This window comes from Thermasporomyces composti (assembly GCF_003386795.1).
GTDB lineage: Bacteria > Actinomycetota > Actinomycetes > Propionibacteriales > Actinopolymorphaceae > Thermasporomyces > Thermasporomyces composti.
The window spans coordinates 1,543,945-1,569,678 of sequence record NZ_QTUC01000001.1; the positions used below are offsets into that span (position 1 = coordinate 1,543,945).

Sequence of the window (25,734 nt, forward strand, 5' to 3'; positions counted from 1 at the left end):
CCCCGTGGACCAGCTCTCGCTCGCGGTGGGCTAGCTCTTGATACCGGTGAGCGTCACGCCCTCGATGAAGTACCTCTGCAGGAAGAAGAACAGCACGATGATGGGCGCGATGACCGCCGCCGACGCCGCCATGAGGTAGCCCCACTGGGCGGTGTAGACGCTCTGGAACGACGCCAGGCCGAGCGCGAGGGTGTACTTGCTCTCGTCGTTGAGGTAGAGCAGGGGGCCCAGGAAGTCGTTCCACACGCCGATGAACGTGAAGATCGTCACGACCACCAGGGCCGGTCGCGACAGCGGCAGGATGATCGACCAGAACACCCGGAGCGGTGACGCGCCGTCGATGTAGGCGGCCTCGTCCAGCTCGAACGGGATGGTGAGGAAGAACTGCCGCAGCAGGAAGATGTTGAACACCCCGCCGCCGGCGCCACCGAAGAACGCGGGCACGGTCAGCGGCACGAACGTGTCGAGCGCGCCGAGCGAGCGCCACATGACGAACGTCGGGATGAGCGTGACCGCGTACGGCAGCATGACGCTGCTGAGCAGGATCGCGAACACGACGTTGCGCCCACGCCAGCGCAGGCGGGCGAAGCTGAACGCCGCGATCGAGCAGGTGGCGACCGTACCGGTCACCACGAGCACCTCGATGATCATGGTGTTGAGGAGATAGCGCCCGAACGGCTGCGCGGTCAGCGCGCCGGTGAAGTTCGACCACTCGAACGGGCGCGGGATCCACTCTGGCGGCGCGATGAAGATCTGGTTGTCGTTCATCAGGGCGCTGCGGATGAGCCAGACGAACGGCAGCATCGTCGGCACCGCCCCCAGCACGAGGACGACGTAGAGCAGCGCCCGACCGATGCGACGTCGTCTCCGGCTCGCTCCAGGAGGTGGCCGGAGTCCCGCCGTGGGAGCGACTCGGCCTCGTCCACGCTGTCGCGTCGCCCTCATCGCGCACCCGCCATCTCGTAGTAGACCCACCGACGCGCGTTCTGGAAGAGCGCGAACGTCACGAGGACGATGATCATGAACAGCACCCATGCCAGCGCGCTGGCGTATCCCATCTCACTCTCGGTGAACGCCGTTCGGTAGAGGTAGTAGATGTAGAAGAGCGAGGCGTTGTTGGGCCCGCCCTGCGTCATGACGTACGCCTGGTTGAAGACCTGGAACGTCCCGATGACGCCGGTGACGAGGTTGTAGAAGATGGTCGGCGTCATCATCGGCAGCGTCACGTGGCGGAACCGCTGCCACGCGCCTCCGCCGTCGATCGACACCGCCTCATACAGGTGGCGCGGCACCCCTTGCAGACCGGCGAGGAAGATCACCATCGCGTTGCCGAATCCCCAGCTGCTCATGATGATCATGGAGGGGATGACGGCCGTCTCGCTGTAGATCCACTGCGACGTCGGCAGACCCGCTTGCCGGAGCAGCGAGTTCAGCAACCCGAAGTCGGGGTTGAAGATCCAGATCCACAGCACCGCGCTGGCGATGGCTGGCACCAAGGTCGGCAGGTAGTAGATCGTCCGCCAGAACGACAGCCAGCGCACCTTCTGGTTGAGCAGGAGCGCCAGCACGAAACCGAGGACCAGGACGAGGGGAACCGACCCGAGCGTGTAGTAGGTGGTGACGAACAGCGACTTCCAGAACAGCTCGTCGTTCCACAACGTGCGGTAGTTGTCGAGCCCGATGAACGACGGGCTCCCGCCGATCGTCCAGTCGGTCAGGCTGAAGAAGAACGACGCGAGCATCGGGCCGATGGTGAAGATGAGGAAGCCGAGGATCGCCGGCATCGCCAGCCCGATGCCCCACCGGCGCTCCAGCCTCGCCTGCCCGGACACTCGGGCGCGGGCGGCCCGCGGCCTGGCCGTCGCGTCGGGTTTGCGCGTGAGAACAGCCGCCATCACGCCTCCCGCGGGTCCTGCGTGGGATGCCAGCCACGGAGCAGCCGATCGACCTTCGGTACGACCGCCGTCAAGACTTCCTTGGCGGGCTGCTTCCCGGTCTCGATCGCCTGCAGCGCGGGGGTCAGCACCTCGCTGATGTTGTCCATGTTGGCCAGCCGCTGGCTGACCGCGGTGACCGCGTGGTGCAAGGTGTAGTCGACCACCGCGGTCTTGTACTCGGGCGGATGCACGTCGTTGTCGATCCACGAGGCGATCGCCTCGGGATCGGTGTAGTACTTGCGCTCCAACGGCATCCACAGACCCTTCTCGAACAAGTCCACGTGCTCGGGGTCGTTGTGGAACATGAACAGCTCGAGCGCCTCCTCGAGATGCTCAGTGCTGGAGAAGATGACGGAGGCGCCACCGAGCTGGGTGGTCGACGGATCGCCGTAGCTCGGCAGGACGCCGATCCCGAAGTCGACGTCGCTTTGCGCCATGTCGAGCAGGATCCACTGGCCGTCGACGACCATGGCGATGCGCTTGGTCTGGAGCTGGACGGCGGTGGTCGGCGCGTTGTTGCCCAACTGCACGGGCGTCGGGGCCACCCGGTGCTCGTACATGAGGTCCTGGAGGTTGCTCACCACCTCGATCGCCTCGGGAGTGTCGAGCAGACACCTGGTGCCGCTTTCGTCGACGAGGTCGTGACCTCGACTGCGCAGCAGGCACTCCCACGCGGGGAGGTACTGCAGGCTGATCGAGATGCCGAACTGACGGACCCGTCTGGGGTCGAAGCCGGGCTCGTCGGGATGCCGACCCTCTTGGTCGTAGGTCAGCTTGTACGCCGCCTCGACGAGGTCGTCCCACGACCAGGCCTTCGCCGCCTCCGCCGGCGGGAACTCCACACCCGCTTCGCGCAGGACCGCCTTGTTGTACCACAGCAGCATGACCTCGTTCGCGGTCTGCGTGCCGAAGGTCTTGTCCTTGCCGTACCAGAAGTACGTGCCGGGCAGTCGATCGGTGAGGGAGGGATACTTCTTGAAGTACGGGTAGAGATTGACCAGCCGACCCTGCCGGGCGAGCCGGTGCCCCATGGCTGCGCCCATGTAGGCGACGTCAGGCGCGCGGTCGCTCGCCACGAGCGTGTTGACCTTGGTGTCGTAGTCCCGCGGGGTGTAGAGAGGCTTGACGCTCACCCCCTCGTGGGTCTTCGTGAACTGGTCGAGCATGGCGTTCACCGCCTTCTGCTCGAACGACGAGCCCCAGTACATGAACTGCAGCTCGACTCCGCCTCCCGAGCCGACCCCGCCGCACCCGGCGAGCGTCGGAGCGACGAACCCGGCCGTCGCGAGACCCGCGGTCGCCAGCCCGCCGGTCCGAAGCAGCGCCCGCCTGCTCCACGTGCCCTCAGAACGCGCGCCTCGTCCGGCCATGGCTCCTCCCGTCACAGCTCCTGGGTGTGGTGCCAGCCTTGGAGGAGTGGTTCGACCTTCGGCTTCAGCGCGTCCAGGACCTCCTTCGCCTTCGCCTTGCCGGTCTGGATCTGCTGGATGGCCGGCGTGAGCACCTCGGAGATCGCGTCGATGTTCTTGAGCCGCTGGTCGAAGATCGGGACCGAGTGGTGCAACGTGTAGTCGACGACCGCGGTCCGGTACTCCGGTGGGTGCGCGTCGTTGTCGATCCAGGACTTGATCGCCTCCTCGTCCCGGTAGTACTTCTCCTCCAAGGGCATCCACAGACCCTTGGCGTACAGGTCGACGTACCGCGGGTCGTTGTGGAACATGTAGAGCTCGACCGTCTGGTCGTCGTGGTCGCCCGTGAACGCCACGGTCGCCGCCGCGAAGCCGATGGTGAGCGGCTCCTGGAAGCTCGGGAGCACACCGATCCCGTAGTCCAGGTCGCTCTCGGCCATGTCGAGCAGCACCCACTGCCCGTCGATCGCCATCGCGATCCGTCTGGTCTGGAGCTGGACCGTGGTCGTGGGCGCGTTGTTGCCCGTCTGCGCCGGAGTGGGCGCGACCCGATGCTCGTACATCAGGTCCTGCAGCTTCTGGAAGACCTCGACCGCCTCAGGGCTGTTGAGGACGTACTTGGTGCCCGTCTCGTCGACGAAGTCGCCGCCGTTGCTGCGCACCAGCGGGTACCAGCCGTAGGTGTTGAAGTTGGCGGCGATCCCGAACTGCCGGACCCTGGTCGCGTCGAAGCCCGGCTCGCTCGGTCGCCGGCCCTCCTGGTCGAACGTCAGTCGGTCCGCGGTCTCGACGAGGTCGTCCCACGACCAGGCCTTCGCCGCCTCCGCCGGCGGTGGCTCGACTCCGGCCTCGGCGAACGTCTGTTTGTTGTACCAGAGGAGGATGACCTCGTTGGCGGTCTGGGTGCCGAGCAAGACGTCCTTGTCGTACCAGTAGTAGGTGTAGGGCAGCCGGTTGGCGAGCTCGGGATACTTGTCGAGGTAGGGGTAGAGGTTGATGAGCTTCCCTTGCTCGGCGAGCCGGTAGGCCATGCCAGCGCCCATGTAGGCGACGTCGGGGACGCGGTTGCTCGCCACGAGCGTGTTGAGCTTCGTCTCGTACTCGCGAGGCGTGTACAGCGGGCGCACCGGTATCCCGTGGCGCTCCTCGAACTGCTTGAGCATCGCCTCGACAGCCTTCTGCTCGAACGAGGAGCCCCAGTACATGAACTGCAGCTCGTCGTCCCCACCGGACCCACCGCCGCCTCCGCCACACCCGGTCAAGCCGGGAGCGGCCAGGCCCACTGCGGTGAGCCCGCCGAGCCGCAGCAGGTCACGACGACGAAGACTCCGAGGTCGAAGCGTGTGGTGACTCATGTCGATCTCCGGTGACGTGGCAGCCAGACGCGCATCGGACCGCCGTCGCGGTTGTCCCACTGGAAGTAGGGGACGGCCACCGCCGTGGTCGGCGTGGCGTGCGCCAGCGCCTCGGGCGGCGTCGTGGAGTACGGGAAGCCGTTCCTCGGTTGCGCCACGGTGTACGCGTCAGCGCGCACGACGACGGTCCGACCGACGCCCGGCAGCTCGGCTTCCTCAGTGACCAGGCGCGTGTCGCCGTCAGCGAGCGCGAGGTCCTCGACGTCGACCCCGGGCGCCTGGTCGACCTGCTCGAAGCAGTAGACGAGCGGACCTCGTTCCACCGCGACCGCGCCCCGGACGGCGTCGATGCGCTGATGCGGATACACCAGCCTGGGCGTCATGTCGAGCTCGACCGTTACCCGCTCCCCTGGCGTCCAACGCCTACGGAGGCGCAGGTAACCCTGGTCGTCCGGCGCCGCTTCCATCGGGCTGCCGTCGACCGCCAGCCCGATCGTTGGACTCCAGCCGGGCGCCCGCAGCGCCAGCGTCCACTCGCCGTCCGGCGCCGCGTCGACGGTGACGGTCACCGTGCCCGCCCACGGGTAGTCCGTCGAGACCGCCAGACGGATCTCGCCCGTCGACAGGTCGGCTCGAATTCGCCCGGGGATGAACTGGTGGAGGAACAGCTCGTCGCGCTCGGGGCGGACGGTGGCGACGTAGTGGCCCAGGCTGGCGACGAGCCGCATGATGTTGGGTGGGCAGCAGGCGCACGAGAACCACTCGTGCCGCCGGCCGGGATCGTCCCCCTCCAGGTGGTCGTGCCGCCGCTGGAGCGGGTTGACGTAGAAGAAGCGGGTGCCGTCCTGGGACGTCGAAGCGGCGAACGCGTTGTAGAGCGTGCGCTCGATGAGGTCGGCGTACCTGCCGTGCCCGGTCGCCAGGAGCAGCCGCCAGTTCCAGTGGATGCTCGCGATCGACGCGCAGGTCTCGGCGTAGGCGCGGTCGGGAGGAAGCTCGTACCGGTCGCCGAAGGATTCCAGCGAGTGGCGTGAGCCCACCGCTCCGGTCAGGTAGGTCTTGGTCGCGACCATGTCCTCCCACCGGCGGATCGAGCACTCCAGCAGGGACTCGTCGCCGGTCTCGAGGTAGACGTCGACGATGCCGGCCTCGAGGTAGAGCGCCCGCACGGCGTGACCGACGTGGGTGTCGGCCTCCCGCACGGGAAGGTGGTCTTGGAGGTAGTGGGTGCCCCGACCGCCGCCGGTGATGGTGCCTTTGCCGCGCTCGTTGACCAGCTTCTCCGCGAGCGCGAGGTAGGACCGTTCGCCGGTCACGCGGTACAGCTCGACGAGCGCGGTCTCGACCTCAGGATGGCCGTCGATGCCGGGGTTGCCGCCCTCGAGGAACACCTGGACGAGGTGGTCGGCGAAGCGCCGAGCAACCCGCTGCACGGCCTCGCCGTGGCCGACTCGCGCCAACGCGACCGCCGCCTGGAAGAGGTGCCCGGCGCAGTACATCTCGTGGCTGTGCGCCAGCTCGGCGTACTGCCGGTCCGGGGCCACCACCTGGTAGTAGGAGTTGAGGTACCCGTCCTCCCGCTGGGCGGCCAGCAGCAGGGCGCCGACCTCGTCGACGAACGTGGCGAGCTCCTTCGACGGCGCTCGGCCGAGCTCCCACGCCACCGCTTCCAGCTGCTTGTAGACGTCGGAGTCGGAGAAGCGGGGGCCACGGAACTCGACGTCGGCCTGCCCGGCCGTCAATCGGAGGTTGTCGAGGTTGCCAGCCTTCTCCAGCTGCCGCAGGCCGAGCGGGATGCTCACCTCGCGGTTGATCGCCTGCCATCGGCCGAACGGACCACCGGTGAGGACGACGTCCTCGATACCGAGTGGCCGATGGACAGCTCGCGAGGTCGCTGTCGGCACGGCGGGACCGCGGACCGTGGACGTGCTGGCCATGGGACTCCTTCGCACAAGCCAAGGAATAGGTTTTCCGGCACCGTAGAAATGGGCGCGGAGCCGGTCAAGACCGATGGCACCGATCGGACGGCCGTCTCGACCCCAGGCGGCTACGGTCTGCGAGCTAGACGCCAAGGATGGAAAGGAATCTGGCCAGGCTAGGGGAAGGTCGACCAGCTCACTGGGCATCCGCCGCCTACTATCCTGGCGTGAACGAACAGCACGAGGGGGAAGGAAAAGCCTTGTCCCTTTCACCCCTGGGACGCGTGCCGACGATCCGTGACGTCGCCGCGGCCGCCGGCGTGTCCATCGGCACGGCCTCCAAGGCGCTCAACGGCCGCGGCAAGCTTCGGCCCGAGACGCGGGAGCGAGTCCTCGCAGCGGCTCGACAGCTCGGGTTCCGGCCCAACACCCTCGCCCAAGGCCTGCTGAGCGGACGCACCTACACCGTGGGCCTGATCACCTCGGACAGCTTCGGACGGTTCAGCATCCCGGTCATGCTGGGCGCCGAGGACGCCCTCGGCGCGGGGCAGATCTCGGTCTTCATGTGCGACACCCGGGACGACCCCATCCGCGAACGCCATCACCTGCAGACGCTGCTCGCCCGCCGTGTCGACGGGATCCTGGTGACCGGTCGGCGGACCGAGCCGCGACCCAGTATCGGCACTGAGCTCCCGGTGCCCGTCGTCTACGCCATGACGCAGTCCACCGACCCGTCCGACTTCTCCGTGATCCCCGACGACTTCGGCGGAGGACAGCTCGCCACCCGCCACCTCCTCGCCATGGGTCGACGGCGCATCGGTCACATCACCGGCCCCGAGCGCTTCCAGGCCGCACGGCTGCGCGCCGACGGGATGCGGCAGGTGCTCGCGGAGGCCGGGTACGAGATCGCCGGCGGCGGACCGCTCTTTGGCGAATGGAGCGAGGAGTGGGGACGCCAAGGCGTCGACATCCTGCTGCGCGCCGAGCCGCGGATCGACGCGGTCTTCTGCGGGAGCGACCAGATCGCCCGAGGGGTCGCGGAGATCCTGCGCGAGCGCGGACGACGGATCCCCGACGATGTGGCCCTCGTGGGCTTCGACAACTGGGAGGCGATGGCCGTCGGCTGCCGTCCGCCACTCACGACCGTCGACATGAACCTCGGCGAGGTCGGCCGGGTCGCCGCCGAGCACCTGCTCGCCGCCATCGCCGGCAACGCCAGCGGCGGTGGGGTCAAGGCGATCCCGTGCCAGCTCGTCGTCCGCGAGTCCACCGGGCCCGTGTCGCCTCGCGCGAACTGACTCCCTCAGCGGGCCGGCGGGGGCAGCGGTCCCGTCCGCCGTGACGACAGTCCTCGTCCGTCAGGGCAGCAGCAGCACCTTGCGGAGGTTCGGTGGCCGCTCGCGCAGCGTCGCCAACGCGAGCGCGACGTCCTTGACGGCGAAGCGGTGGCTGACCAGCGGCGCGAGGTCGAGCAGCCCTTGGTTGAACATCGTGACGGCGTGCTCCCACGCCCGGGCGGAGGCGCCGAAGATGCCCTGCACCCGCAGGTGCTTCAGCACGATGTCGGTGAGGTCGCCCTCGGCCGGCTCCCCCGGGATGCCCTCGAGGATGACGGTGCCGCCGCGCCGGGCGGCCGCCACGGCCATCCGCGCGGACGTCGGTCGGGACCCGGCCTCGACCACGACGTCGGCGTCGCACGTCCAGCCCGGCTCCGTCGCCTCGGCGGTGCTCACGCACCGCGTCGCGCCCCACGCTTGGCCGAGCTCTCGGCCGCTCGGGCTGTCGCCGATGAGGACCAGCTCGGCCGGACTGTACGCGGCGAGCACCTGGCACGCCACGAGGCTGAGCGTGCCCGTGCCCACCACCGCGACACGGGAGCCGACCGCCGGGGCCGCGGCCAGGATGCCCTCGATGACGCAAGCCGACGGCTCCAGCAGCGCCGCCGCTTCCAGGTCCGCGTCGGCGCGCAGCCGGTGTACCAGGCGGGCCGGCACCGTCACGTACCCGCCGAACGCTCCGGGGTGGGTGAAGCCGGTCTCGGCATAGCCTGCCTCGCACAGGTTCGTCGCGCCCTCACGGCAGCGGGGGCAGCGACCGCAGGAGCGGAAGCCCTGCGCCACCACCGGGTCGCCGACCTCGATCCCCTCGACACCGTCGCCGAGCGCGGCGACCACGCCGGCCCACTCGTGTCCGGGTACGCAGGGATAGCGCACGTAGGCCGCTGGCCTCGTGCCGGCGAACAATTCGACGTCACTGCCGCAGATCCCCGCCGCCGCGACGCGGACCAAGACCTCCCCCGGCCCGGGCGGCGTGACGGGCCGCTCCTCGACCCCGAAGTCGTGGGGCCCTCGGACGACGACCGCGGGACTCGTCGTGGGGACGTCCATGGCCCTCCCTGACCTCCCTCTGTCGTCACTCCTCCACCGACACCGGTCCCCGCGCGGTCAGTCCCTGACGTCGCTGGACAGCCGCACGAGGTTCCACGACATCGCCGGCAGCGTCACCCGCAACCGGCCGTCCGCGAGCTCGGGGACCGGCATCGACCGCGGCACCACGTTGTCCGGGTTGTCCTTGGTGTTCGTCGCGTCGCGCTCACCGTACAGGGCGAGGTGCTCCACCGGCCGGACACCGCGCAGGGCGCGCACGTCGGCCTCGACCACCAGCGGTTCCGTCAAGGATCGGTTGACGGCGAAGAGGGCGACCGCGCCGGTCTCCGGGTCCAACGTGGCCGACGCGTCGAGCTGGGGGACGGCGCCGTACTGCGCCGTCTCCACGAGCGGACCGCGCGGCTCCACCCGCAACGCGTCACCCACCCCGTGCTGGAACACCAACCGCATCGGGTGGTACGTCGTCTGCCGCCACGCCGGACCGCCCGTCTCGGTCGTGATCGGGGCGATGACGTTGACGAGCTGGGCGAAGCACGCCATGCGCACCCGGTCGGCGTGCCGGAGCAGGCTGTTGAGCAGCGAGCCGACGACGACGGCGTCGATGAGGGAGTACTGGTCCTCGAAGAGGCTCGGTGCCACGACCCACTCGCGCGTGTCGCCAGGCTGCTGGTACCAGACGTTCCACTCGTCGTACGACAGGTGCAGCGTCTTCGAGCTGCGCAGCTTCGCCTTGACGTAGTCGGCGGTGGCGACGACCGCCTCGATCATGGCGTCCATGTCGACGCCGGAGGCCAGGAAGCTGGCGTAGTCGCCGTCCTTGGGGCGGTAGTAGGAGTGCAGCGAGACGTAGTCGACCACGTCGTAGCAGTGCTCCAGGACCTCCGCCTCCCAGGACGCGAAGGTCGGCATCCAGCGGCCGGAGCTGCCGCAGGCGACCAGCTCCAGGTCCGGGTCGACCAGCCGCATCGCCTTGGCGGTCTGCTTGGCGAGGATGCCGTACTCCCGTGCTGTCTTGTGGCCGATCTGCCATGGGCCGTCCATCTCGTTGCCCAGGCACCAGATCCGCACACGGTGCGGGTCCTTCGCGCCGTTGCGCACCCGCAGGTCGGACCAGTAGCTGCCCGAGGGATGGTTGCAGTACTCGACCAGGGCGGCGGCCTCCTCGATCCCGCGGGTGCCCAGGTTGACCGCCATCATCGGCTCGACCTTCGCTTTGCGGCACCAAGCCACGAACTCGTCGACGCCGACCTGGTTCGTCTCGATCGTCTTCCAGGCCAGGTCCAGCCGCCGCGGTCGCTGGTCCTTCGGCCCGATGCCGTCCTCCCAGCGATAGCCGGAGACGAAGTTGCCGCCCGGGTATCGGACCGTCGTCACACCGAGCTCGCGCGTCAAGGCGAGGACGTCGGTGCGGAAACCGTCCTCGTCAGCGTCTGGGTGGTCAGGCTCGTAGATGCCGCCGTAGACGCAGCGGCCGAGGTGCTCGACGAACGACCCGCGGATCCGTGGGTCGATCGCGCCGATCCGGAACGCGGGGTCGAGGGTGAGAGTCGCCTGCTCCACGAGGCTCCTTCCGCACTGCCTTTCGTCGACGACGTTGCGCGTCCGCTCCCACCTCCGCCGGCGTCACCCGGCGAGCAGCCACCGAGGAGGGGCCACGGTGGGCACTCGAGGACCGCGTCAGCTGGAGGAACGACCGGCCGACGCCGCTGGCGAGCGATCGTAGCCGTTGTGTCGATATCACGCACGCCGTCCGGTATCTCGGACAACTGGTCTGTCCACTCTCGGCCGGGCGACTGTGCCGGCGCCACCGCCTCGCGACACCTCGCCTGCCGCTGGACGTGCGGGCCACCGAGACGCGACAGCTCAGTCAGGGTCGGCGACGAGGATCCCGCGACCATTCGTGCCGAGGTAGACCCGGCCGTACCGGCGCGGATCACCTGTCACCACGAAGGTCTTGCCGTACTGGTGGTCGTCGTCGTTGATGCGCACCCACGACTCGCCGGTGTCGTCGGAGCGGAAGACGCCTCGGACACCGCCGATCCGGCCGACGACGAACACCGCGGGATGGTCACGACCGAGCGCCGCTCTGCCGAAGCCCACCGCCTCCGCGGCGTCCACCCCGGGCACGGGAGCGAACGACCGTCCGCCATCCGTCGAGCTCAGCAGGCCACCTTCCCATTTCGCGAGCCACAGGTGACCCGCCCGTCCAGGCACCGACCGCAGCTGTCCATGGCCGTGGACGAGACCGCCTCCCACCGAGCGGAACGTTCGTCCACCGTCGACGCTGCGCAGCAGCCGGGCGGTCGCCCCGTCGAAGGCGTAGAAGCGCCGCGGGTCGACGTCGTCCGCCTCGACCTCCACCCCGGGCGGCAAGCCCCGCACCGGATGCCACGTGCGTCCATCGTCGGTGGACCGAAGGAGCCTGCCGTCCTCGGTGCTCCAGACGATCGCCCGTCCGTCCGCGGAGACCGCGACGAAGCCGCCGCCAGCGGTGCCGTCCGGCTCGGACGCGAACGGTCGCCAGGTACGCCCGCCGTCCCTGGACACCGCGCCGTGCGGCGCCGAGTCCCGCAGGCCCACCCGAACCACGACCTTGGGATGCCGACCAGCGACGTCAATGCTCGTGCCCGTGGTCAGGATCGGGTCCTCGAACATCCCCGCCCGCGGCGAGACGGTCAGGCTGTCGTGACGGAACCCGCCCAGGTCGGCCACCGCGCTCAGCAGTGGGGCCCCCTCGGGTGGGCTCACCAAGTCCTTGACGGCCGTCTCCTCGATACCCTGCGACCGCACGCTCCAGTGGGTGAGCGTGCCTCGGTCGCTGGCGCTCATGTCGTCCGTGCCGAAGATCGTCGCGCCGGTGGTGTAGAGAACCCGGTCGGGGTCGAACGGGTCGACCGCCACGTCGCCGATCCACCAGCCGCCGCGCGGCGTTCCTCCCCACGCCAGGTAGGGGGCCGCGGTGATGTCGAGCCTCTGGTGCACCACTCGGAGCCGACGGGTCGAGCCGCCGGACATCGATCCATCGGACGACGACATCGATCCATCGGACATGGGCGGCACGCTCAGCGTGCGGACCCCCAACGGCAGCATCCGCCGCGAGTCCGTCGGGACGAGGTCCTGCCAGCTGGCGATGAAGTGCCAGTGCCGGCCGGCATCCGTCGTTCGGAACAACCCGTCCGACCCGGCCCACCGGTTGTTCGTGCTCACGACGACCGTGCCGGCAGCGGTCGGGTCGACCGCCAGGCCGGTATAGCCGAACCCCGGTTCACCCCCGCGGTTCGGCCGGCGCGGCGTGACGTCGCGCCACCGGTCGCGACGTGGTTCCAGACGCCACACGGCCCCATCCGTCATGCCGTTCGGTCCCGGCGCGTTGGCGTAGGTGAACCACACCGAGCCGTCCCGCGCCACGGCCGCGTGGTGCGGCAGGAGGCCACGCGGCTGCCGGGGGACGAGCCGCCACGTCCGTCCGCCGTCGACGCTGCGGACGACACTGCCCCGTGGATCCGCCACACCCACGTAGATCGTGCCCTTCGTCAGCGGCAGGACGAACGCGATGCCCACACCGGGCAGGCCCCGCGCCCGGAACGAGCGCACCCGCGACCAGGTGGCGCCGTAGTCGTCGCTGCGCCACAGCCCGTCGTTCCGGGTGCCGAGGTAGAGGATCCGGTTGTCGTCGGGGACGACGGCGAGCCGCTCCCCCATCGACCGGCCGTCCTCGTTCGCGCCGAGCTTGAAGGGCAGGTCCGTGCGCTCCCAGCTCCGACCCTGGTCGGACGAGCGCAAGATGGCCGCGCGACCGCCGACGGAGCTCGTGTAGCTCCCGGCCGCGAGGTAGACCCGGTTGGCGTCGACCGGGTCGGGCGCCACGCTCTCGATGCCGTAGAGGTTCCAGTCCTCCCACCCGAGCCAGTCGGTCAGGGGGACCCAGCGTTCCTCCTCGTCGTCCCAGCGGTACGCGCCCCCGATATCGGTCCGGGCGTAGGCCAGACCCGGTTGCGCGGGGCTGAACTCGATGCCGGTGACGAAGCCCCCACCGTTGACGACGACGTTGCGCCACTCGTACCGCTGGCTGGCTGGTGGTCCCTCGCGGTTCGGGGAGGGGAACAGCGCCGGCAGGCCGGGGAGCTGCGAGGTACCGAGCAGCACGACGACGAGCGCCGTCACCAAGGCGGTGCTCCGGACTCGCGGGCTCTGGGTGCGTTGACGAAGCCAGCTCGACATCACCACATCCCCCGAACGGCGGCGACCACTCGGTGGCGCCGCCATAGACAGCCCACGCCCTGGGCAGCCACACCGTGGGGCAGCCCACACCCATGGGCAGCCCACACCATAGGCAGCAGCGTGTGGTGTGGGCCGGAGAAAACGACGCCACCGGGCCTTCAGTCCCGCGCCGTGGTGACGAGAGCCGCGTGGGCTGGCCACCCGAGCGACCGGATCTGTGCGTCAGGACGATGGCCTGTCCTGGACCGCCGCGTTCGTCCCGAATCCCGCTCTCGGCCCTGAGCTCACCGTGGGATAGCGCCCGCTCTGGTGGTTCGAGGCAGGCTCGAGGCTCCGCTCAGCCTCGGCGTCCTCTTGCTCGGCCCTCCGCAGCGCCGGCGAGGCCAGCATCCACGCGACCGTGGCCGCGACCAAGACCACGCATCCGGCTCCCACGATGTCGAGGCTGGTGGCGTCCACGAACCAACCGAACACCGCGATCCCCACAGGAGTCATCGCCGTCGAGACGACCGTGACGACGCTCTGGACTCGGCCGAGGACGTCCGACCTCGTCCGGGTCATCAGGAGTCCGGCGAGGATCGTGTTCGACGCGCCGAAGCACACGGCGTACGCACCCACCCCCACCGAGGCCAGGACGAGATCGCGGCCGAGCGCGAACGCCACCAAGCCTGGCAACGCCGCGACCAGCCACAACGCGAGCGCCCGAGCGGGTCGCGTGGGCGTGGGCAGCACGGTGCCGATCAACCCGCCGACGATCAGTCCGGCCGCCAGACAACCACGGACGAGGCCAAGACCGGACGCGCCCCAGCCCACCTGCTCCGACCGTAGCGACAGCCCGATGGTCTCGACCGGCACCACGACCATGTTGAGCACCAGCGTCAAGATGGCGAGGGATCGGATGAGGGTGTTGCTCGCGACATAGCGGAGCCCATCGATGAACGCCCGTCCGACCCCGGTGCTCGCCTGCTGCTGCCCGATGGGGTACCGGGGCCGCACCATGACCAGGATCGCGAAACACACCAGGAAGCTGGCGCTGTTCATGACCGCCGCCAGGGCGAATCCGCCGACGGCGACCAGCACACCGCCCGCCGCGAGACCGACGGCCTCCGACGCGCTGCGGACGAACTGGCGGACCGCGGTTCCTCGGGCCAGCCGCTCACGCGGCAGCAGGGCGGCCAGGTAGCTGTTGGCGGCGGGCAGGTAGAAGGCCTCGATCGTGCCGAAGACGAGGCCGACGGCGAGCAACAGCTCCGCGGACGGCGGTGAGCCGCTCAGTGTCAACACCGCGGCCACGAGGGCGGCGACGCCGGCGAGCAGGTCGAAGAGGAGCATCACGCGCCGAGCACCGCGCAGGTCGGCGACGACCCCACCCACCAGCATGAAGACCGCTCGAGCGACACCGGGCGCGGCGAGCACGAGGCCGGCCAGCCGGGGGTCCCCGAGCTTGGCCGCCGACCAGGCGATCGCGATCCACCAGATGTTGTCGCCGATGAAGCTGAGCGCCCGGGCGGCGATGTACCCAACGAACCGGACGTCGGTGTAGAGGGTTCGCCCCGCTCGAACCATGCTCCCCCTTGTCTCAGCCGACCAGTCACGCGATGTTGTCGCGCTTCTTCGACCGGTACTGAGCGCCACACGGTTCCCTGCGACGCCCGGCCTTTCTCCTGACGACGCGTCCCGACGATCGCGGAGCGCGATCGATCACGTTCAGCACGTTATCTCAGCCGAGCGGGGCCAGCCATCCCTGGCAAGTATCGGTTTGGACTCGGATCATCGAGACGTCTGATGTCTATGCTGTCGCCCAAACCGCCGAGGGCTCACGACGACCGAGGCCTCCCCACCCGACGGCGACCGACGACGCACCTCGTCGACAGGACGGGCGAGGTCGAGGACGTCGAGTGGGGAGCCGGCGAGGTCGAGGCTCACGCCGTCGTCGCGGCGGGCCGCGGCGTCGGACCTGACCCTTCGAAGGAGTAGGGATGGCAGCCCAGACGAACGAGCGACGCAGCCGCGCGTGGTTCGGTGCGACCGGCCGGACCGGCATGACGCACCGGTCGTGGATGCGCAACCAGGGCTTCGGCCCCGACGTCTTCGACGGGCGACCCGTCATCGGGATCGCCACCACCTGGTCAGAGCTGGCGCCGTGCAACGCCCACCTGCACCGGGTGGCCGAAGCGGTCAAGCGTGGCGTCTGGCAGGCGGGCGGATTCCCGTTGGAGTTCCCCGCGTTGGCGCTCGGCGAGACGATGCTCCGGCCGACCGCGATGTTCTACCGCAACCTCCTCGCCATGGAGGCGGAGGAGATGATGCGGGCCAACCCGCTCGACGGCGTGGTACTGCTGTCCGGCTGCGACAAGACCACACCAGGTCTGCTCATGGCCGCCGCCTCGGTCGACCTTCCGGCGATCATGGTGACCGGCGGCCCGATGCTCAACGGCAAGTTCCGTGGCCAGGACATCGGCTCGGGCACCCACGTGTGGAAGTTCGAGGCGGAGCTGAAGGCCGGGCGGATGACCCCGGAGGAGTGCTTCTTCGCCGAGGGCTGCATGTCTCGCTCGAACGGCCACTGCATGACCATGGGCACCGCCTCCACGATGGCGTGCGTCGCGGAGGCGCTCGGCATGCAGCTGCCCGGCTCGGCGACATGGCCCGCGGTGGACGCGCGACGCTACGAGACGGCGCAGGAGGCCGGGCGCCGCATCGTGGCGATGGTCGAGGAGGACCTGCGCATCAGCAAGATCCTGACCAGGGAGGCGTTCGAGAACGCCATTCGCACGAACGCCGCCATCGGTGGCTCGACCAACGCCATCGTCCACCTGCTCGCGTTGGCCGGCCGCGTCGGCGTCGAGCTCACGCTCGACGACTTCGACACGCTCGCCCGTCCGGTTCCCACGCTGGTCAACCTCATGCCGTCCGGCAAGTACCTCATGGAGGACTTCTGCTACGCCGGTGGTCTGCCGGTCGTGCTGCGCCAGCTGGCCGAGGGAGGGCTGCTCCACAACGACCAGATCACGGTCACGGGCCGCTCCATCGCGGAGAACAACGCCAACGCGGAATGCTGGAACCGCGACGTCATCACCACCCTGGAGGAGCCGTTCCAGCCGCCGGACACCGGCACCGCCGTGCTCCGCGGCAACCTCGCGCCGAACGGCGCCGTCATCAAACGGTCGGCCGCCTCGCCGCACCTGCTCAAGCACGAGGGTCGCGCGCTGGTCTTCGACTCCCCCGAGGAATATCACGCGGTCGCCGACGACCCCGACCTCGACGTCGACCCCACCGACGTCATCGTCATCCGGTACGCGGGTCCGAAGGGCTATCCGGGTATGCCCGAGGTGTCCAACGTGCCGCTGCCCGCCAAGCTGCTCAAGGCCGGCGTCACCGACATGGTGCGGATCTGCGACGGCCGGATGAGCGGCACCGGCTACGGCACGGTCGTCCTCCACGTCTCGCCGGAGGCGGCCGTGGGCGGACCGTTGGCGCTGGTGCGGACCGGGGACCGCATCATCCTCGACGTCCCGGCGCGCACGCTGCACGTCGACCTCTCCGACGAGGAGCTGGAGCGTCGTCGAGCCGAGTGGACTCCGCCGCCCCAGCGCTACACGAGCGGGTACGCCTGGCTCTACACCGAGCACGTCACGCAGGCGCACGAGGGCGCTGACTTCGACTTCCTGCGGGGGTCTCGCGGTCACGCGGTTCCGCGCGAGTCGCACTGACGGAGCGACAGCACCGATGGCCTGGGTCCTCCTCCGGGGCCCAGGCCATTCGCTCATGGACTCGACTCGCTGACCCGACGCGCTTCGCCAGCGTCCACGTTCCGCGCCGGTGACGGGACGACGAGCGGCCCAGTGCGGTCAGCTCCCGCCCGTGCCCGCGATGCCGACCTATCCTGGTGCCCCTCCCGCCATCGTCGCCGACGACCGCGAAAGGACGCCGATGACCGAGGTCGAGCAGGCCACCGATCCCCATGCCCACCACGGCGAGGGTCCGGTCTGGTACTCAGGCTGGGGCGGACTCCGCTTCGTCGACATGCTGGCCGGCGACATCCTCGCCGTCGACCTGGCCACCGGCGGCGTCGAGCGGACGCACGTGGGTGAGGTCGCCGCCGCGTTCCGACCCCGCAGCAGCGGCGGGATGGTGGTCGCCATCGAGCGCGGGTTCGCCTTCGTCGACGAGGACGGGAACGTGGAGCGCCTCGGCGACCTGTGGAGCGACCCGGGCATCCGCATGAACGAAGGGGCCTGCGACCCTGACGGCCGCTTCTACTGCGGGTCGATGGCCTACGACGCGACACCGGGCGCCGGCACGGTCTACCGGCTCGACGTCGACGGCAAGGTGTCCATCGTCTTGGAGGGGGTCACCATCTCCAACGGCCTGGCCTGGTCGCCCGACTTGAGCAAGGCCTACTACATCGACACCCCCACCCAGGCCATCGACGTCTTCGACTACGACCCCACGAGCGGCTTGGTGGTCTCGAGCCGCCGCACCCTCGTGCGGATCCCGCCCGAGCACGGCGGCCCCGACGGCATGACCGTCGACGCCGACGGCTACCTGTGGGTCGCCATGTGGGGCGGGTCGGCCGTGCGCCGCTACCGCCCCGACGGCCAGCTCGACGGCGTGATCGAGCTGCCCGTCACCCAGGTCACGGCCTGCACGTTCGGCGGGCCCGACCTCACCGAGCTGTACATCACCACCTCGCGGGAGGGCGTGCCCGACGGGGAACAGCCCGACGCCGGGTCGGTGTTCGTGGCACGGCCCGGCGTCCGTGGGCTGCCCGTCCAGCCATACGCCGGCTGAGGACGGACGCCATGCCGACGCGGGTCGCGGTCCTCGACGACTACCAGGCGGTCGCGGAGTCCTACGCCGACTGGGGCGGCCTTCCCGACACCGAGGTGCGGTTCTTCCACGACCACCTCGACGACGAGGACGCGCTCGTGGACCGGCTCGTCGGCTTCGACGTCCTCGTGCTCATGCGGGAGCGCACCCCGCTGCGCCGGTCCCTGCTGGCGCGCTTGCCCAAGCTCCGGCTGGCGGTCACGACCGGCATGCGCAACGCCAGCATCGACCTCGAGGCGGCGCGGGAGTACGGCGTCGTGGTCTGCGGTACCCAGGGCAGCGCGGCGGCCACCACCGAGCTCGCGTGGGCGCTCATCCTCAGCCTGGTCCGGCACATCCCCGCCGAGGACGCCGCCATCCGGGCCGGTGGCTGGCAGCACACCGTGGGCACCGACCTCGCCGGAGCCACGCTCGGCCTGCTCGGCCTGGGGCGACTCGGGCGCGCCATGGTTCCGGTCGCGCGCGCGTTCGGCATGGACGTCATCGCCTGGAGCCAGAACCTCACCGACCAGGCCGCGGCGGAGGCGGGCGCCACGCGGGTGGACAAGGACGAGCTGTTCGCCCGCTCCGACGTGCTCAGCATCCACCTGGTGCTGAGCGACCGCACCCGTGGCCTGGTCGGCGCGCGCGAGCTCGCGCTCATGAAGCCGACCGCGTACCTGGTCAACACCTCGCGCGGCCCGATCGTCGACGAGCAGGCCCTGCTCACCGCGTTGCGCGAGGGCCGGATCGCCGGCGCCGGGCTGGACGTCTTCGACCGCGAGCCCCTCCCGACCGACCACCCGCTCCGGCAGGCGCCCCGAACGGTGCTGACACCGCACATCGGCTTCGTCACCCACCGGACCTACGCCCAGTGGTACGTGGGTGCCGTCGAGGCGATCGCGGCGTTCCTGGCGGGGCGGCCGATCAACGTGCTCAACCCCGCGCCCAGACCGTCCAGCTGAGCCCTCGACGGTGAGGTCAGCGCGACCAGGCTGAGCGGCGAAGACGGCGGGATCAGGGTGCGCCGCGCCGACCGGCCGCCTCGATCCGCGCCACGGTCTCCTCGACCGCGGCGTCGACGTCCACGTCCCGCACGACGTGCGTTGTCGCGGCACCCTCCCTCGCCTGTCCGGAAGGCGCCGAGTCGGCCACGCTGACGCCCACCTGAGGCCCAGCCCGCTCCACGTGGACACGCACCGCCTCGACCTCCATGAGATCGGGCCGCAGCATGGCGAGGACGGCGAGGGGATCGTGCGGATGGTTCCACTGCCGCCGGGTGTACTCCCACCACTGACGGACCTCCGCCTCCAGCTGCCGGCCGAGCGCGCCGGCCGCGGCGATCCGGGCGAGGTGGGAGGGGCCGATCCGAGCCCGCGTGGTGATCTCCAGCCCCACCACGGTGACGGGCATGCCGGAGGCGAACACCTCGGCGGCCGCGATCGCGTCGCTGTGGAAGTTGTGCTCCGCCTCCGGGGTGTCGAAGCGTCCTCCCATGACGTAGAGGCGGCGGACGGACCGGACGAACGCCGAGTCGGTGCGGATCGCCTCGGCGAGGTTTGTCAGCGGGCCGATCGCCACGACGTCCACCTCGCCCGGGCGAGCGGTCACCGTCTCGACGAGGAACTCCGCGGCCGACATGTCCTCGACGAAGACCTCCTGGCCGAGGTCGGGATACAGCCGGCCCTCGAAGCCGGCCCACCACGCCTCCTCACCACTGAGCGGTCGCTCGGCGCCGGGGACGACGACCAGCTGGTCGTGGCCGGCAAGCCGGGCGAGCCGCCGCGCGATCTGCGCCCGCACGTCGACGTCCCCGTAGACCGTCGTCACCCCGAGCAGCTCGACCTCCGGCGACCCCAGCAGCATCGCGAGCGCGAGGGCGTCGTCGACGTCGGAGCCGATGTCGGTGTCCAGAACCACCTGATGACGGTCGGCCACAGCGGCCTCACTTTCTCACGCGTCGAGTCCTGGCCGGTGGTCGACTACGTACCCCCGCTCGCTCACCGGGTCGGGCACTGGCCCCACGACAGTATCGGCTGCGCCAGGGCCCTCGGGATGGTCTGATCATGAAGCGGACGCCGGCCGCGGGCCACGACCGGACGGACGGTCGGCCGGCTCGTGGTGACTCGGTGCGCAGTAGCGCCAGAAGATCGGGAACGCCGCCACGGTGACCAGCATCGCCACGATCACCAGGACGCCACCCCCACTGACCGCCAGGGCCGTCCCCACGGCCGCCCCCGCGGTGCCATGCGCGAGGTCGGCGAGCCGCGGTCCGCCGGCCACCACGACGGTGAAGACGCCCTGCAGGCGACCGCGCATCTCGTCGGTCGCGGCCTCCTGCATGATCGTGCCGCGGAAGACCATGCTCACCAGGTCGGCGACACCGGCGAGGGCGAGGAACACCGCCGCCAGCCACAGCCACGGCGACAGGCCGAAGCCGATGATCGCCAGACCCCACGCGCACACCGCGCCCGTCACGGCGACGCCGTGGCGACGGATCCGCGAGAACGTGCCGGAGAACAACCCACCCAGGACCGCGCCCACGGGGATCGCGGCGTACAGGACGCCGAGCGCGAAACCTCCCTTGGGCGGGTCGCCGAACGTCTCCTGCGCCATCTGGGGGAACAGCGCGCGTGGCATGCCGAGGACCATCGCGATGATGTCGGCGAGGAACGACACCAGCACGACGCGCTGGGTGGCGAGGTACCTGAAGCCCTCGGCGACGTGACGCAGGCCGGCTCGACGTGGTGCGCCGTTCAACGGTGGCAGCGGCGGTAACCGCCACACGGCCCAGATCGTGACGGTGAGCGCCAGCGCGTCGATGAAGTAGAGCGTCGACAAGCCGACGACCGGAATGAGGACACCGGCAAGCAGCGGCCCGACGATCGAGCCGAGCTGGAACACCGTGGACCCGAGCGCGTTGGCGGCCGGCAGCAGCGGCGCCGGGACGAGCCGAGGGATCGAGGCGCTCCGGGCGGGCTGGTTGGCGCCCGCGCAGGCCTGCTGGAGGGCGAGCAGCGCGAACAGAACCCAGATCGAGTTCAGTCGGGCGAACGCCTGCGCCCACAGCAGCAGGGAGGTGATCGCGATGCCGGAGTTGGTGACCAGCATGAGCTTGCGCCGGTCCACGGCGTCGGCGATCGCACCACCCCACAAGGCGAAGATCACCAGCGGAACCAGGGCCACCGCACCGGACAGCCCGATGGAGGCCGACGACCCCGTCATGTCGTAGAGCTGCTTGGGGATCGCGACGACGGTGAGCTGGCTGCCGACCGCCGTGACGATCGTGGACATCCACAGCCGCCGGTAGGGCGGGATCGCCAAGGGGCGGGTGTCGACGACGAACCGTCGCAGACTCAGCCGCCGACGGCGCGGTGAGGCCTGGGGTCGGGTGGCTCGGGTCGGCGAGGTGTCGGAGAGGACCGCTCCTCGTTCGAGGACGCCATCGGAGGCGTCGCCAGGCTTACCCGGATCCGCGGGTTCTGACAAGCCGACAACCTCCGCGACCAGACATCTGACGAACTCAGCGGACGTGACGCAGCCTAATCCCGGCCGTCCACGACTCGGACTGTCGTCCCGCATGGCAGACGACGTGACCGCGAACGGCTACTCGGACCTCACTCTGAGCCAGACTCGGACCTCACTCCACGTCGCCACGGAAGCGCGAGAGGTCCTCGGAGGCTTGGGCGAGGAGCGCCCGCATGGCCCGCTCGGCCTTGACCGGGTTCCCTCCGCGGATGGCGTTGAAGACGGTCCGGTGACTCGGCAACGGGTCCGCCACCGGGACACCGGCCCCGTGCACGAGCCGGTCGCGGACCATCAACCCGGCCTCGACCACCGCCTCCATCCGCAGGAGCAGCTCGTTGTGCGCGGCGGTCAGCAGCGCCCGGTGGAAGGCGAGGTCCGCCTGGACAGCCGCGGACGGGTCGTCGCCCGCCTCCGCCATCGCCTGGAGTGCCGCCTCCAGCGCCGCGATGTCCTCGTCGGTGCGCCGTTGGGCCGCCAGGCGGGCGCCCGCCGGCTCGACGATGGACCGCACCTCGTGGAGGTTGTGGAAGAACGCCGGGTCAGTGCGACCCTCGAACTGCCAGCGCAGGATGTCGCCGTCGAGCAGGTGCCACTCCGCGCGGGGACGGACGAACGTGCCGCGCTTCTGGCGGGCGCCGATCAGCCCTTTCGCGGCGAGCACGCGCAAGGCCTCGCGGACGACGGTGCGGCTCACGTCGAGCTGCTGCTCCAGCGCCAGGGGGTCGATCGTCTCGCCTTCGGCGAAACCGCCGGTGACGATCTTGCGACCGAGGTGCTCGACCACCTGGCCGTGGGCGCCACGGCCCGGGTACGCCGCCATCGCGTTTCGGCCTCACTCCCCAACGACAGGCGGGACGACGGTCGCGACGCTGGGAAGACGCTCCTTCCGACGCGACAGGCCGACCTCTCGCCGCACCGACATTCGAACCACTTGTATGACAATACCGACCGGTCTGCCGCCGCCCGGTCGGCGACAGGGTATCGAGAGCGGTCACGGACGGAGCAGAAGTGTTCGAAGCGTGCCGGCGGGGATCGGCACCCGGACCCGACCGTCCACGACCGACAGCTCGGTCGCAGGGCCGCCGTCCAACGCCGAGGTCACGACGGCGGAACCGGCCACGATCCCCTCGAGCGTCACCTCCGCCTCCACGGCCTGCGAGGCCAGCGAGCGCAGCCGTACCGCGATCCCGGCCGACCCGTCCCGGGGCCGTCCCAGGCCGGCGACGGTCACCTCCGGTGGACGCACCGTGAGCAGGCTGCCGGACGACACCAGGGGGACCTCTCGGTGCCCGGTGGCGAGCACGGCGACCAACGGATCGGTGAGGCCGGCCGCCGTCGCCGCGCCGAGCGCGGGAACGGACGAGCCGACCGCGCCCGCGACCGCGTACCGGAACGTCATCTCGGCCGGATGACCACGGCAGCCCACGCCACCCGCGGAGGAGACGGCGTCCGGCGGATGGGGTCGGCCCCGCGAGTCGTACACCCAGGAGCAGGAGTCGTACACCCAGGAGTAGAGGGTCGACGGCTCCCGCATGTCGAGAGCGATGGTCGTGGGATACGGCGGGCCGGGCAGGGCGAGGGTGCCGACCTGGACGTTCGGCGCCTCGAGCGTGGCCCACACGCGCACGTAGTCCTGGTCGCGGACGCCCGCCCAGTGTCGGATCGCGAGCGGGCCGGGCGCGCCCGTGTGCTCGACGACCGCACCCGTCCGCTCGTAGACCAGGGGGCCGCTCCCGGCCAGCGGGAACGCGAAGTAGCCACATTCGCGGGCCATGCCGGGTTGGACACGGACCCGGTTGGTGATGTCGACGCGCGGCACACCGGCGTACAGCTCGATGGTCGTCCGGACGACGTGGAACTCCGGCGCGCACACCTCGACCTCGAGCCGATCGCACAGCTCCGAACTCTCGAAGGCCCGGACGACGGCCGGACGGCCGAGGCGACGTGACGCCAGCAGTGTGCCGTCGTAGGTTCGCGCCGGCACCGGACTCGCCGAGGTGTTCAGGGCGTACGTGTCCACGATGTACTCGTTGAGCCCGGTCAACGCGGCGTGATTGACCAGCTCGTGGCCGGTGCGACGGTCGACGACCGACGACACCAGCCCACGCGCGGTGTCGTAGGTCAGCTCGTAGAAGTCGTTGGCCAGTCGATACGCGGCCTTCGCCGTGCCGCCGGGTTCACCCGCGCCCGCTCGCGGGTCGAGGTCCTCGGTGCGTGACCAGCCACCGGACCGTTCACCCTCGCCCACACCCACGAGGTCGAAGCGGACCCATCCCAGGGGCGGCACCTCCCGGGCCACGAACTCCACGAGACATTCGCGCCTGGTCCGGCTGGTGGGTGTCACGCGCGCGGGGACGCGTTCATCGCGTCGGGTGTCGACGACGCCGAGGGCGCGCGTCCCCAGCCGGGCGTCAGGGAGGAACACGCGCACCACGTCGGTGCGGGTCCATCCCGTGGTGTTGTAGACCGCGACAGTGGCGCGTACGTCACTGAACGGCGATCGACCGATGCCGGCGCCGAGCCGTCGGACGCCGTGGTGCAGCAGGTCGCACGCGTCGTCGTAGGCCTGCTCGGCAGCGTCGGCACACCTGGCCCATCCGCCGGACCCGGGCGCGTCGAACGACCCGGCCCGTTCGTGAATGGCGTCGACCTGGTCGTGGACGGGCGTCGACGCGCCCGATCGCAGGTCGGCGAAGGCGTGCATCGCCTCCGCCGTCCGCGCGAGCCCCAACGACCGGCGGTGGTAGCCCCGACGTCGGGCGTCCGCCGCCGGCGGCGACGGCGATCCCCAGTCGCCGAGGTGGCCGGGCACGTGGTCACCGAGCTGGCGCTCCACGTGTTGGAGGAAGGACGTGGTGGTGGCGCAGACGAGTCGGGGAAACGCCCACTCCGCGTTCCACCGGCGGGCGATCCGTGCTGGCGCGAGGCTCGGCCCGGCGTTGGCGGCGTGGTGTCCGCGCACGCCGAGCTGCAGCAGGTCGAACGGGTACGCCGGGCCGACGAACGCGTGCAGGTACAGCGGGAGGAGCACGACCGCCGCGTCGTAGGACTCCGCCAGACCGAGCAGGGCGCCGTCCAGGTGGGCGTCGCTGGCCCACGTGAGCAGCCGCGCACCCGCCGGCGATCGCCACCACATCAACCGACCTGGGACGAGGCCGGACCTCCCGCCGCTTCCGGCGGGGCCGTGCTCACGCACCAGCCCGGCGAGGTCCGCCTCCCCGCCGTCGACCGCCGCCACGTAGCGCACGCCCGCGTCCGCGAGGCAGTCCACGAAACCCGACGTCCCGTCCAGCACGCCGGTGTGCAGCACCGAGCGAACCGGCAGCCGGTACCGCTCGCGGAGCGCCACCGCGGGGCGCAGCACGCTGACGAGCTCGTCCTCGCTGGCCGTCGCCGGGTTCAGGCTGAACGGCATCGCCGTCACGTCGACGACGCCGGCGCGGACGAGCCGACAGAACTCCTCGACCACCGCCGACGGGCGCTGCCGCAACCACGTGCGGACCGGCAGGCTGGCGTCCACCGTGAACCGGAACCCGGTCTCCGGCTCCCTCTCCTCGACGCGCGCGTCGTCGCGCGCCAAGTCCACGACCGCGTCGAGAGCGTCCCAGTGGTACCGCAGCACGCCTCCGGACAGGTCCAGGTCGTCGACGGGCAGCTCCGGATCGTCGAACGTGAGGTGGGAGTGGTGGACGAGGTGCACGGTGAGCTTGCGTCCGGGCGCCACGCGGAGCGTGCCGCGGTGGGGATGCCCGTCGACCACCACGACCACCGTCCACGTCGCGGGCTCGGTGATCTCGGGGACGAGCAGGTCGAGCACCCCGTCCGGAGGGAGGTCGCCGGTCCAGGAGACCGCCGGCTCCCCGTCCGAACGGCACAGCTCCACGCGGTCCAGGCGATGCGGGCGAGACGTGAAGGCGAGCCGGACCACCTGGTGGAGGACGTCCGTCGCACGCAAGGTCGAGACAGCGCGGAACAGCGGCAGGGCGGCGCCGGACACCTGGACGTCGCCGACGCGCACGACCGTCTCGAGACTCGCGGCCTGGAGCACCTCGCGCACCGTCCGGGGAGCGGAGGCCTGCGCGGTACGGGCCAGAAGTCGGGTGGTCATGGCGGTCCCAGCGGCTCTCGTGATCGTCCCGTGCGCACGTTACTCGCGCACGGCGGCC

At 70.5% G+C, this 25,734-nt stretch carries 17 protein-coding genes; 4 read left to right on the forward strand and 13 right to left on the reverse strand.

The features are described 5' to 3' along the window. Positions 1–30 precede the first annotated feature (30 nt). The 5 genes from DFJ64_RS06755 to DFJ64_RS06775 are packed head-to-tail and all read right to left on the reverse strand — an operon-like array spanning position 31 to position 6,638. Positions 31–945 (reverse strand): carbohydrate ABC transporter permease, encoded by a 915-nt coding sequence (locus tag DFJ64_RS06755; protein WP_115849669.1) that lies wholly within the window; start codon positions 943–945, stop codon positions 31–33. Further along, on the reverse strand, positions 942–1,895 hold the full coding sequence (locus tag DFJ64_RS06760; protein ID WP_115849670.1) for a carbohydrate ABC transporter permease: 954 nt from the start codon (positions 1,893–1,895) through the stop codon (positions 942–944). Before DFJ64_RS06760 ends, DFJ64_RS06755 begins: the two co-directional genes overlap by 4 nt. After that, positions 1,895–3,307 (reverse strand): extracellular solute-binding protein, encoded by a 1,413-nt coding sequence (locus DFJ64_RS06765; RefSeq protein WP_115849671.1) that lies wholly within the window; start codon positions 3,305–3,307, stop codon positions 1,895–1,897. The genes DFJ64_RS06760 and DFJ64_RS06765 overlap by 1 nt, the downstream gene beginning before the upstream one ends. An 11-nt stretch (positions 3,308–3,318) precedes the next feature. After that, complete coding sequence (locus DFJ64_RS06770) at positions 3,319–4,701, reverse strand: extracellular solute-binding protein (protein ID WP_115849672.1); 1,383 nt, start codon at positions 4,699–4,701, stop codon at positions 3,319–3,321. Further along, complete coding sequence (locus tag DFJ64_RS06775; RefSeq protein WP_115849673.1) at positions 4,698–6,638, reverse strand: glycoside hydrolase family 127 protein; 1,941 nt, start codon at positions 6,636–6,638, stop codon at positions 4,698–4,700. The genes DFJ64_RS06770 and DFJ64_RS06775 overlap by 4 nt, the downstream gene beginning before the upstream one ends. Positions 6,639–6,880: 242 nt before the next feature. On the opposite strand from DFJ64_RS06775, the gene DFJ64_RS06780 reads away from it, so the two are divergent. Next, the gene (locus DFJ64_RS06780) at positions 6,881–7,918 is read left to right on the forward strand and encodes a LacI family DNA-binding transcriptional regulator (protein WP_245940989.1); all 1,038 of its coding nucleotides are present in this window, start codon (positions 6,881–6,883) and stop codon (positions 7,916–7,918) included. 60 nt (positions 7,919–7,978) lie between these two features. Here the strand turns inward: DFJ64_RS06780 and DFJ64_RS06785 are convergent, their stop codons facing one another. The 4 genes from DFJ64_RS06785 to DFJ64_RS06800 form a co-directional block, all read right to left on the reverse strand. Then, entirely contained in the window at positions 7,979–9,007 is a 1,029-nt protein-coding gene (locus tag DFJ64_RS06785; protein WP_115849675.1) for a zinc-dependent alcohol dehydrogenase, read from the reverse strand. Between the two features lie 57 nt (positions 9,008–9,064). Further along, the gene (gene arfA, locus DFJ64_RS06790) at positions 9,065–10,567 is read right to left on the reverse strand and encodes an arabinosylfuranosidase ArfA (protein WP_115849676.1); all 1,503 of its coding nucleotides are present in this window, start codon (positions 10,565–10,567) and stop codon (positions 9,065–9,067) included. Positions 10,568–10,870: 303 nt separating this feature from the next. Beyond that, positions 10,871–13,228 carry a WD40/YVTN/BNR-like repeat-containing protein gene (locus tag DFJ64_RS06795; RefSeq protein ID WP_147304621.1) on the reverse strand — a complete coding sequence of 786 codons (2,358 nt, stop codon included), beginning with the start codon at positions 13,226–13,228 and terminating at the stop codon, positions 10,871–10,873. 222 nt (positions 13,229–13,450) lie between these two features. Next, positions 13,451–14,794, reverse strand: a complete 1,344-nt coding sequence (locus DFJ64_RS06800; RefSeq protein ID WP_115849678.1) for an MFS transporter — start codon at positions 14,792–14,794, stop codon at positions 13,451–13,453. 413 nt (positions 14,795–15,207) lie between these two features. On the opposite strand from DFJ64_RS06800, the gene DFJ64_RS06810 reads away from it, so the two are divergent. From DFJ64_RS06810 to DFJ64_RS06820, 3 genes are all read left to right on the forward strand, one after another. After that, positions 15,208–16,941, forward strand: coding sequence for an IlvD/Edd family dehydratase (locus DFJ64_RS06810; protein WP_115849680.1), 1,734 nt, complete (start codon positions 15,208–15,210; stop codon positions 16,939–16,941). Between the two features lie 220 nt (positions 16,942–17,161). Next, a complete protein-coding gene (locus DFJ64_RS06815; RefSeq protein WP_115851891.1) occupies positions 17,162–18,022 on the forward strand; it encodes an SMP-30/gluconolactonase/LRE family protein in 861 nt (286 codons plus the stop codon). 11 nt (positions 18,023–18,033) lie between these two features. Further along, a complete protein-coding gene (locus DFJ64_RS06820; protein ID WP_115849681.1) occupies positions 18,034–19,005 on the forward strand; it encodes a D-2-hydroxyacid dehydrogenase family protein in 972 nt (323 codons plus the stop codon). Positions 19,006–19,057: 52 nt separating this feature from the next. Here the strand turns inward: DFJ64_RS06820 and DFJ64_RS06825 are convergent, their stop codons facing one another. The 4 genes from DFJ64_RS06825 to DFJ64_RS06840 all read right to left on the reverse strand — a co-directional run bounded on the left by DFJ64_RS06825 (position 19,058) and on the right by DFJ64_RS06840 (position 25,676). Further along, entirely contained in the window at positions 19,058–19,960 is a 903-nt protein-coding gene (locus tag DFJ64_RS06825) for a nucleoside hydrolase (protein WP_170152523.1), read from the reverse strand. 144 nt (positions 19,961–20,104) lie between these two features. Next, entirely contained in the window at positions 20,105–21,529 is a 1,425-nt protein-coding gene (locus DFJ64_RS06830; RefSeq protein WP_245940990.1) for an MFS transporter, read from the reverse strand. Positions 21,530–21,680: 151 nt separating this feature from the next. Then, on the reverse strand, positions 21,681–22,388 hold the full coding sequence (locus tag DFJ64_RS06835; RefSeq protein WP_115849684.1) for a FadR/GntR family transcriptional regulator: 708 nt from the start codon (positions 22,386–22,388) through the stop codon (positions 21,681–21,683). Positions 22,389–22,559: 171 nt separating this feature from the next. After that, positions 22,560–25,676, reverse strand: coding sequence for a glycoside hydrolase family 38 C-terminal domain-containing protein (locus tag DFJ64_RS06840; RefSeq protein WP_115849685.1), 3,117 nt, complete (start codon positions 25,674–25,676; stop codon positions 22,560–22,562). Positions 25,677–25,734 lie beyond the last annotated feature (58 nt).

Bases quoted from the DNA above. Each gene is read 5' to 3' on its own strand.
- DFJ64_RS06755 (WP_115849669.1), bottom strand. From the start codon at position 945: ATGAGGGCGACGCGACAGCGTGGACGAGGCCGAGTCGCTCCCACGGCG.
- DFJ64_RS06760 (WP_115849670.1), bottom strand. From the start codon at position 1,895: ATGGCGGCTGTTCTCACGCGCAAACCCGACGCGACGGCCAGGCCGCGG.
- DFJ64_RS06765 (WP_115849671.1), bottom strand. From the start codon at position 3,307: ATGGCCGGACGAGGCGCGCGTTCTGAGGGCACGTGGAGCAGGCGGGCG.
- DFJ64_RS06770 (WP_115849672.1), bottom strand. From the start codon at position 4,701: ATGAGTCACCACACGCTTCGACCTCGGAGTCTTCGTCGTCGTGACCTG.
- DFJ64_RS06775 (WP_115849673.1), bottom strand. From the start codon at position 6,638: ATGGCCAGCACGTCCACGGTCCGCGGTCCCGCCGTGCCGACAGCGACC.
- DFJ64_RS06785 (WP_115849675.1), bottom strand. From the start codon at position 9,007: ATGGACGTCCCCACGACGAGTCCCGCGGTCGTCGTCCGAGGGCCCCAC.
- DFJ64_RS06795 (WP_147304621.1), bottom strand. From the start codon at position 13,228: ATGTCGAGCTGGCTTCGTCAACGCACCCAGAGCCCGCGAGTCCGGAGC.
- DFJ64_RS06800 (WP_115849678.1), bottom strand. From the start codon at position 14,794: ATGGTTCGAGCGGGGCGAACCCTCTACACCGACGTCCGGTTCGTTGGG.
- DFJ64_RS06810 (WP_115849680.1), top strand. From the start codon at position 15,208: ATGGCAGCCCAGACGAACGAGCGACGCAGCCGCGCGTGGTTCGGTGCG.
- DFJ64_RS06815 (WP_115851891.1), top strand. From the start codon at position 17,162: ATGACCGAGGTCGAGCAGGCCACCGATCCCCATGCCCACCACGGCGAG.
- DFJ64_RS06820 (WP_115849681.1), top strand. From the start codon at position 18,034: ATGCCGACGCGGGTCGCGGTCCTCGACGACTACCAGGCGGTCGCGGAG.
- DFJ64_RS06835 (WP_115849684.1), bottom strand. From the start codon at position 22,388: ATGGCGGCGTACCCGGGCCGTGGCGCCCACGGCCAGGTGGTCGAGCAC.
- DFJ64_RS06840 (WP_115849685.1), bottom strand. From the start codon at position 25,676: ATGACCACCCGACTTCTGGCCCGTACCGCGCAGGCCTCCGCTCCCCGG.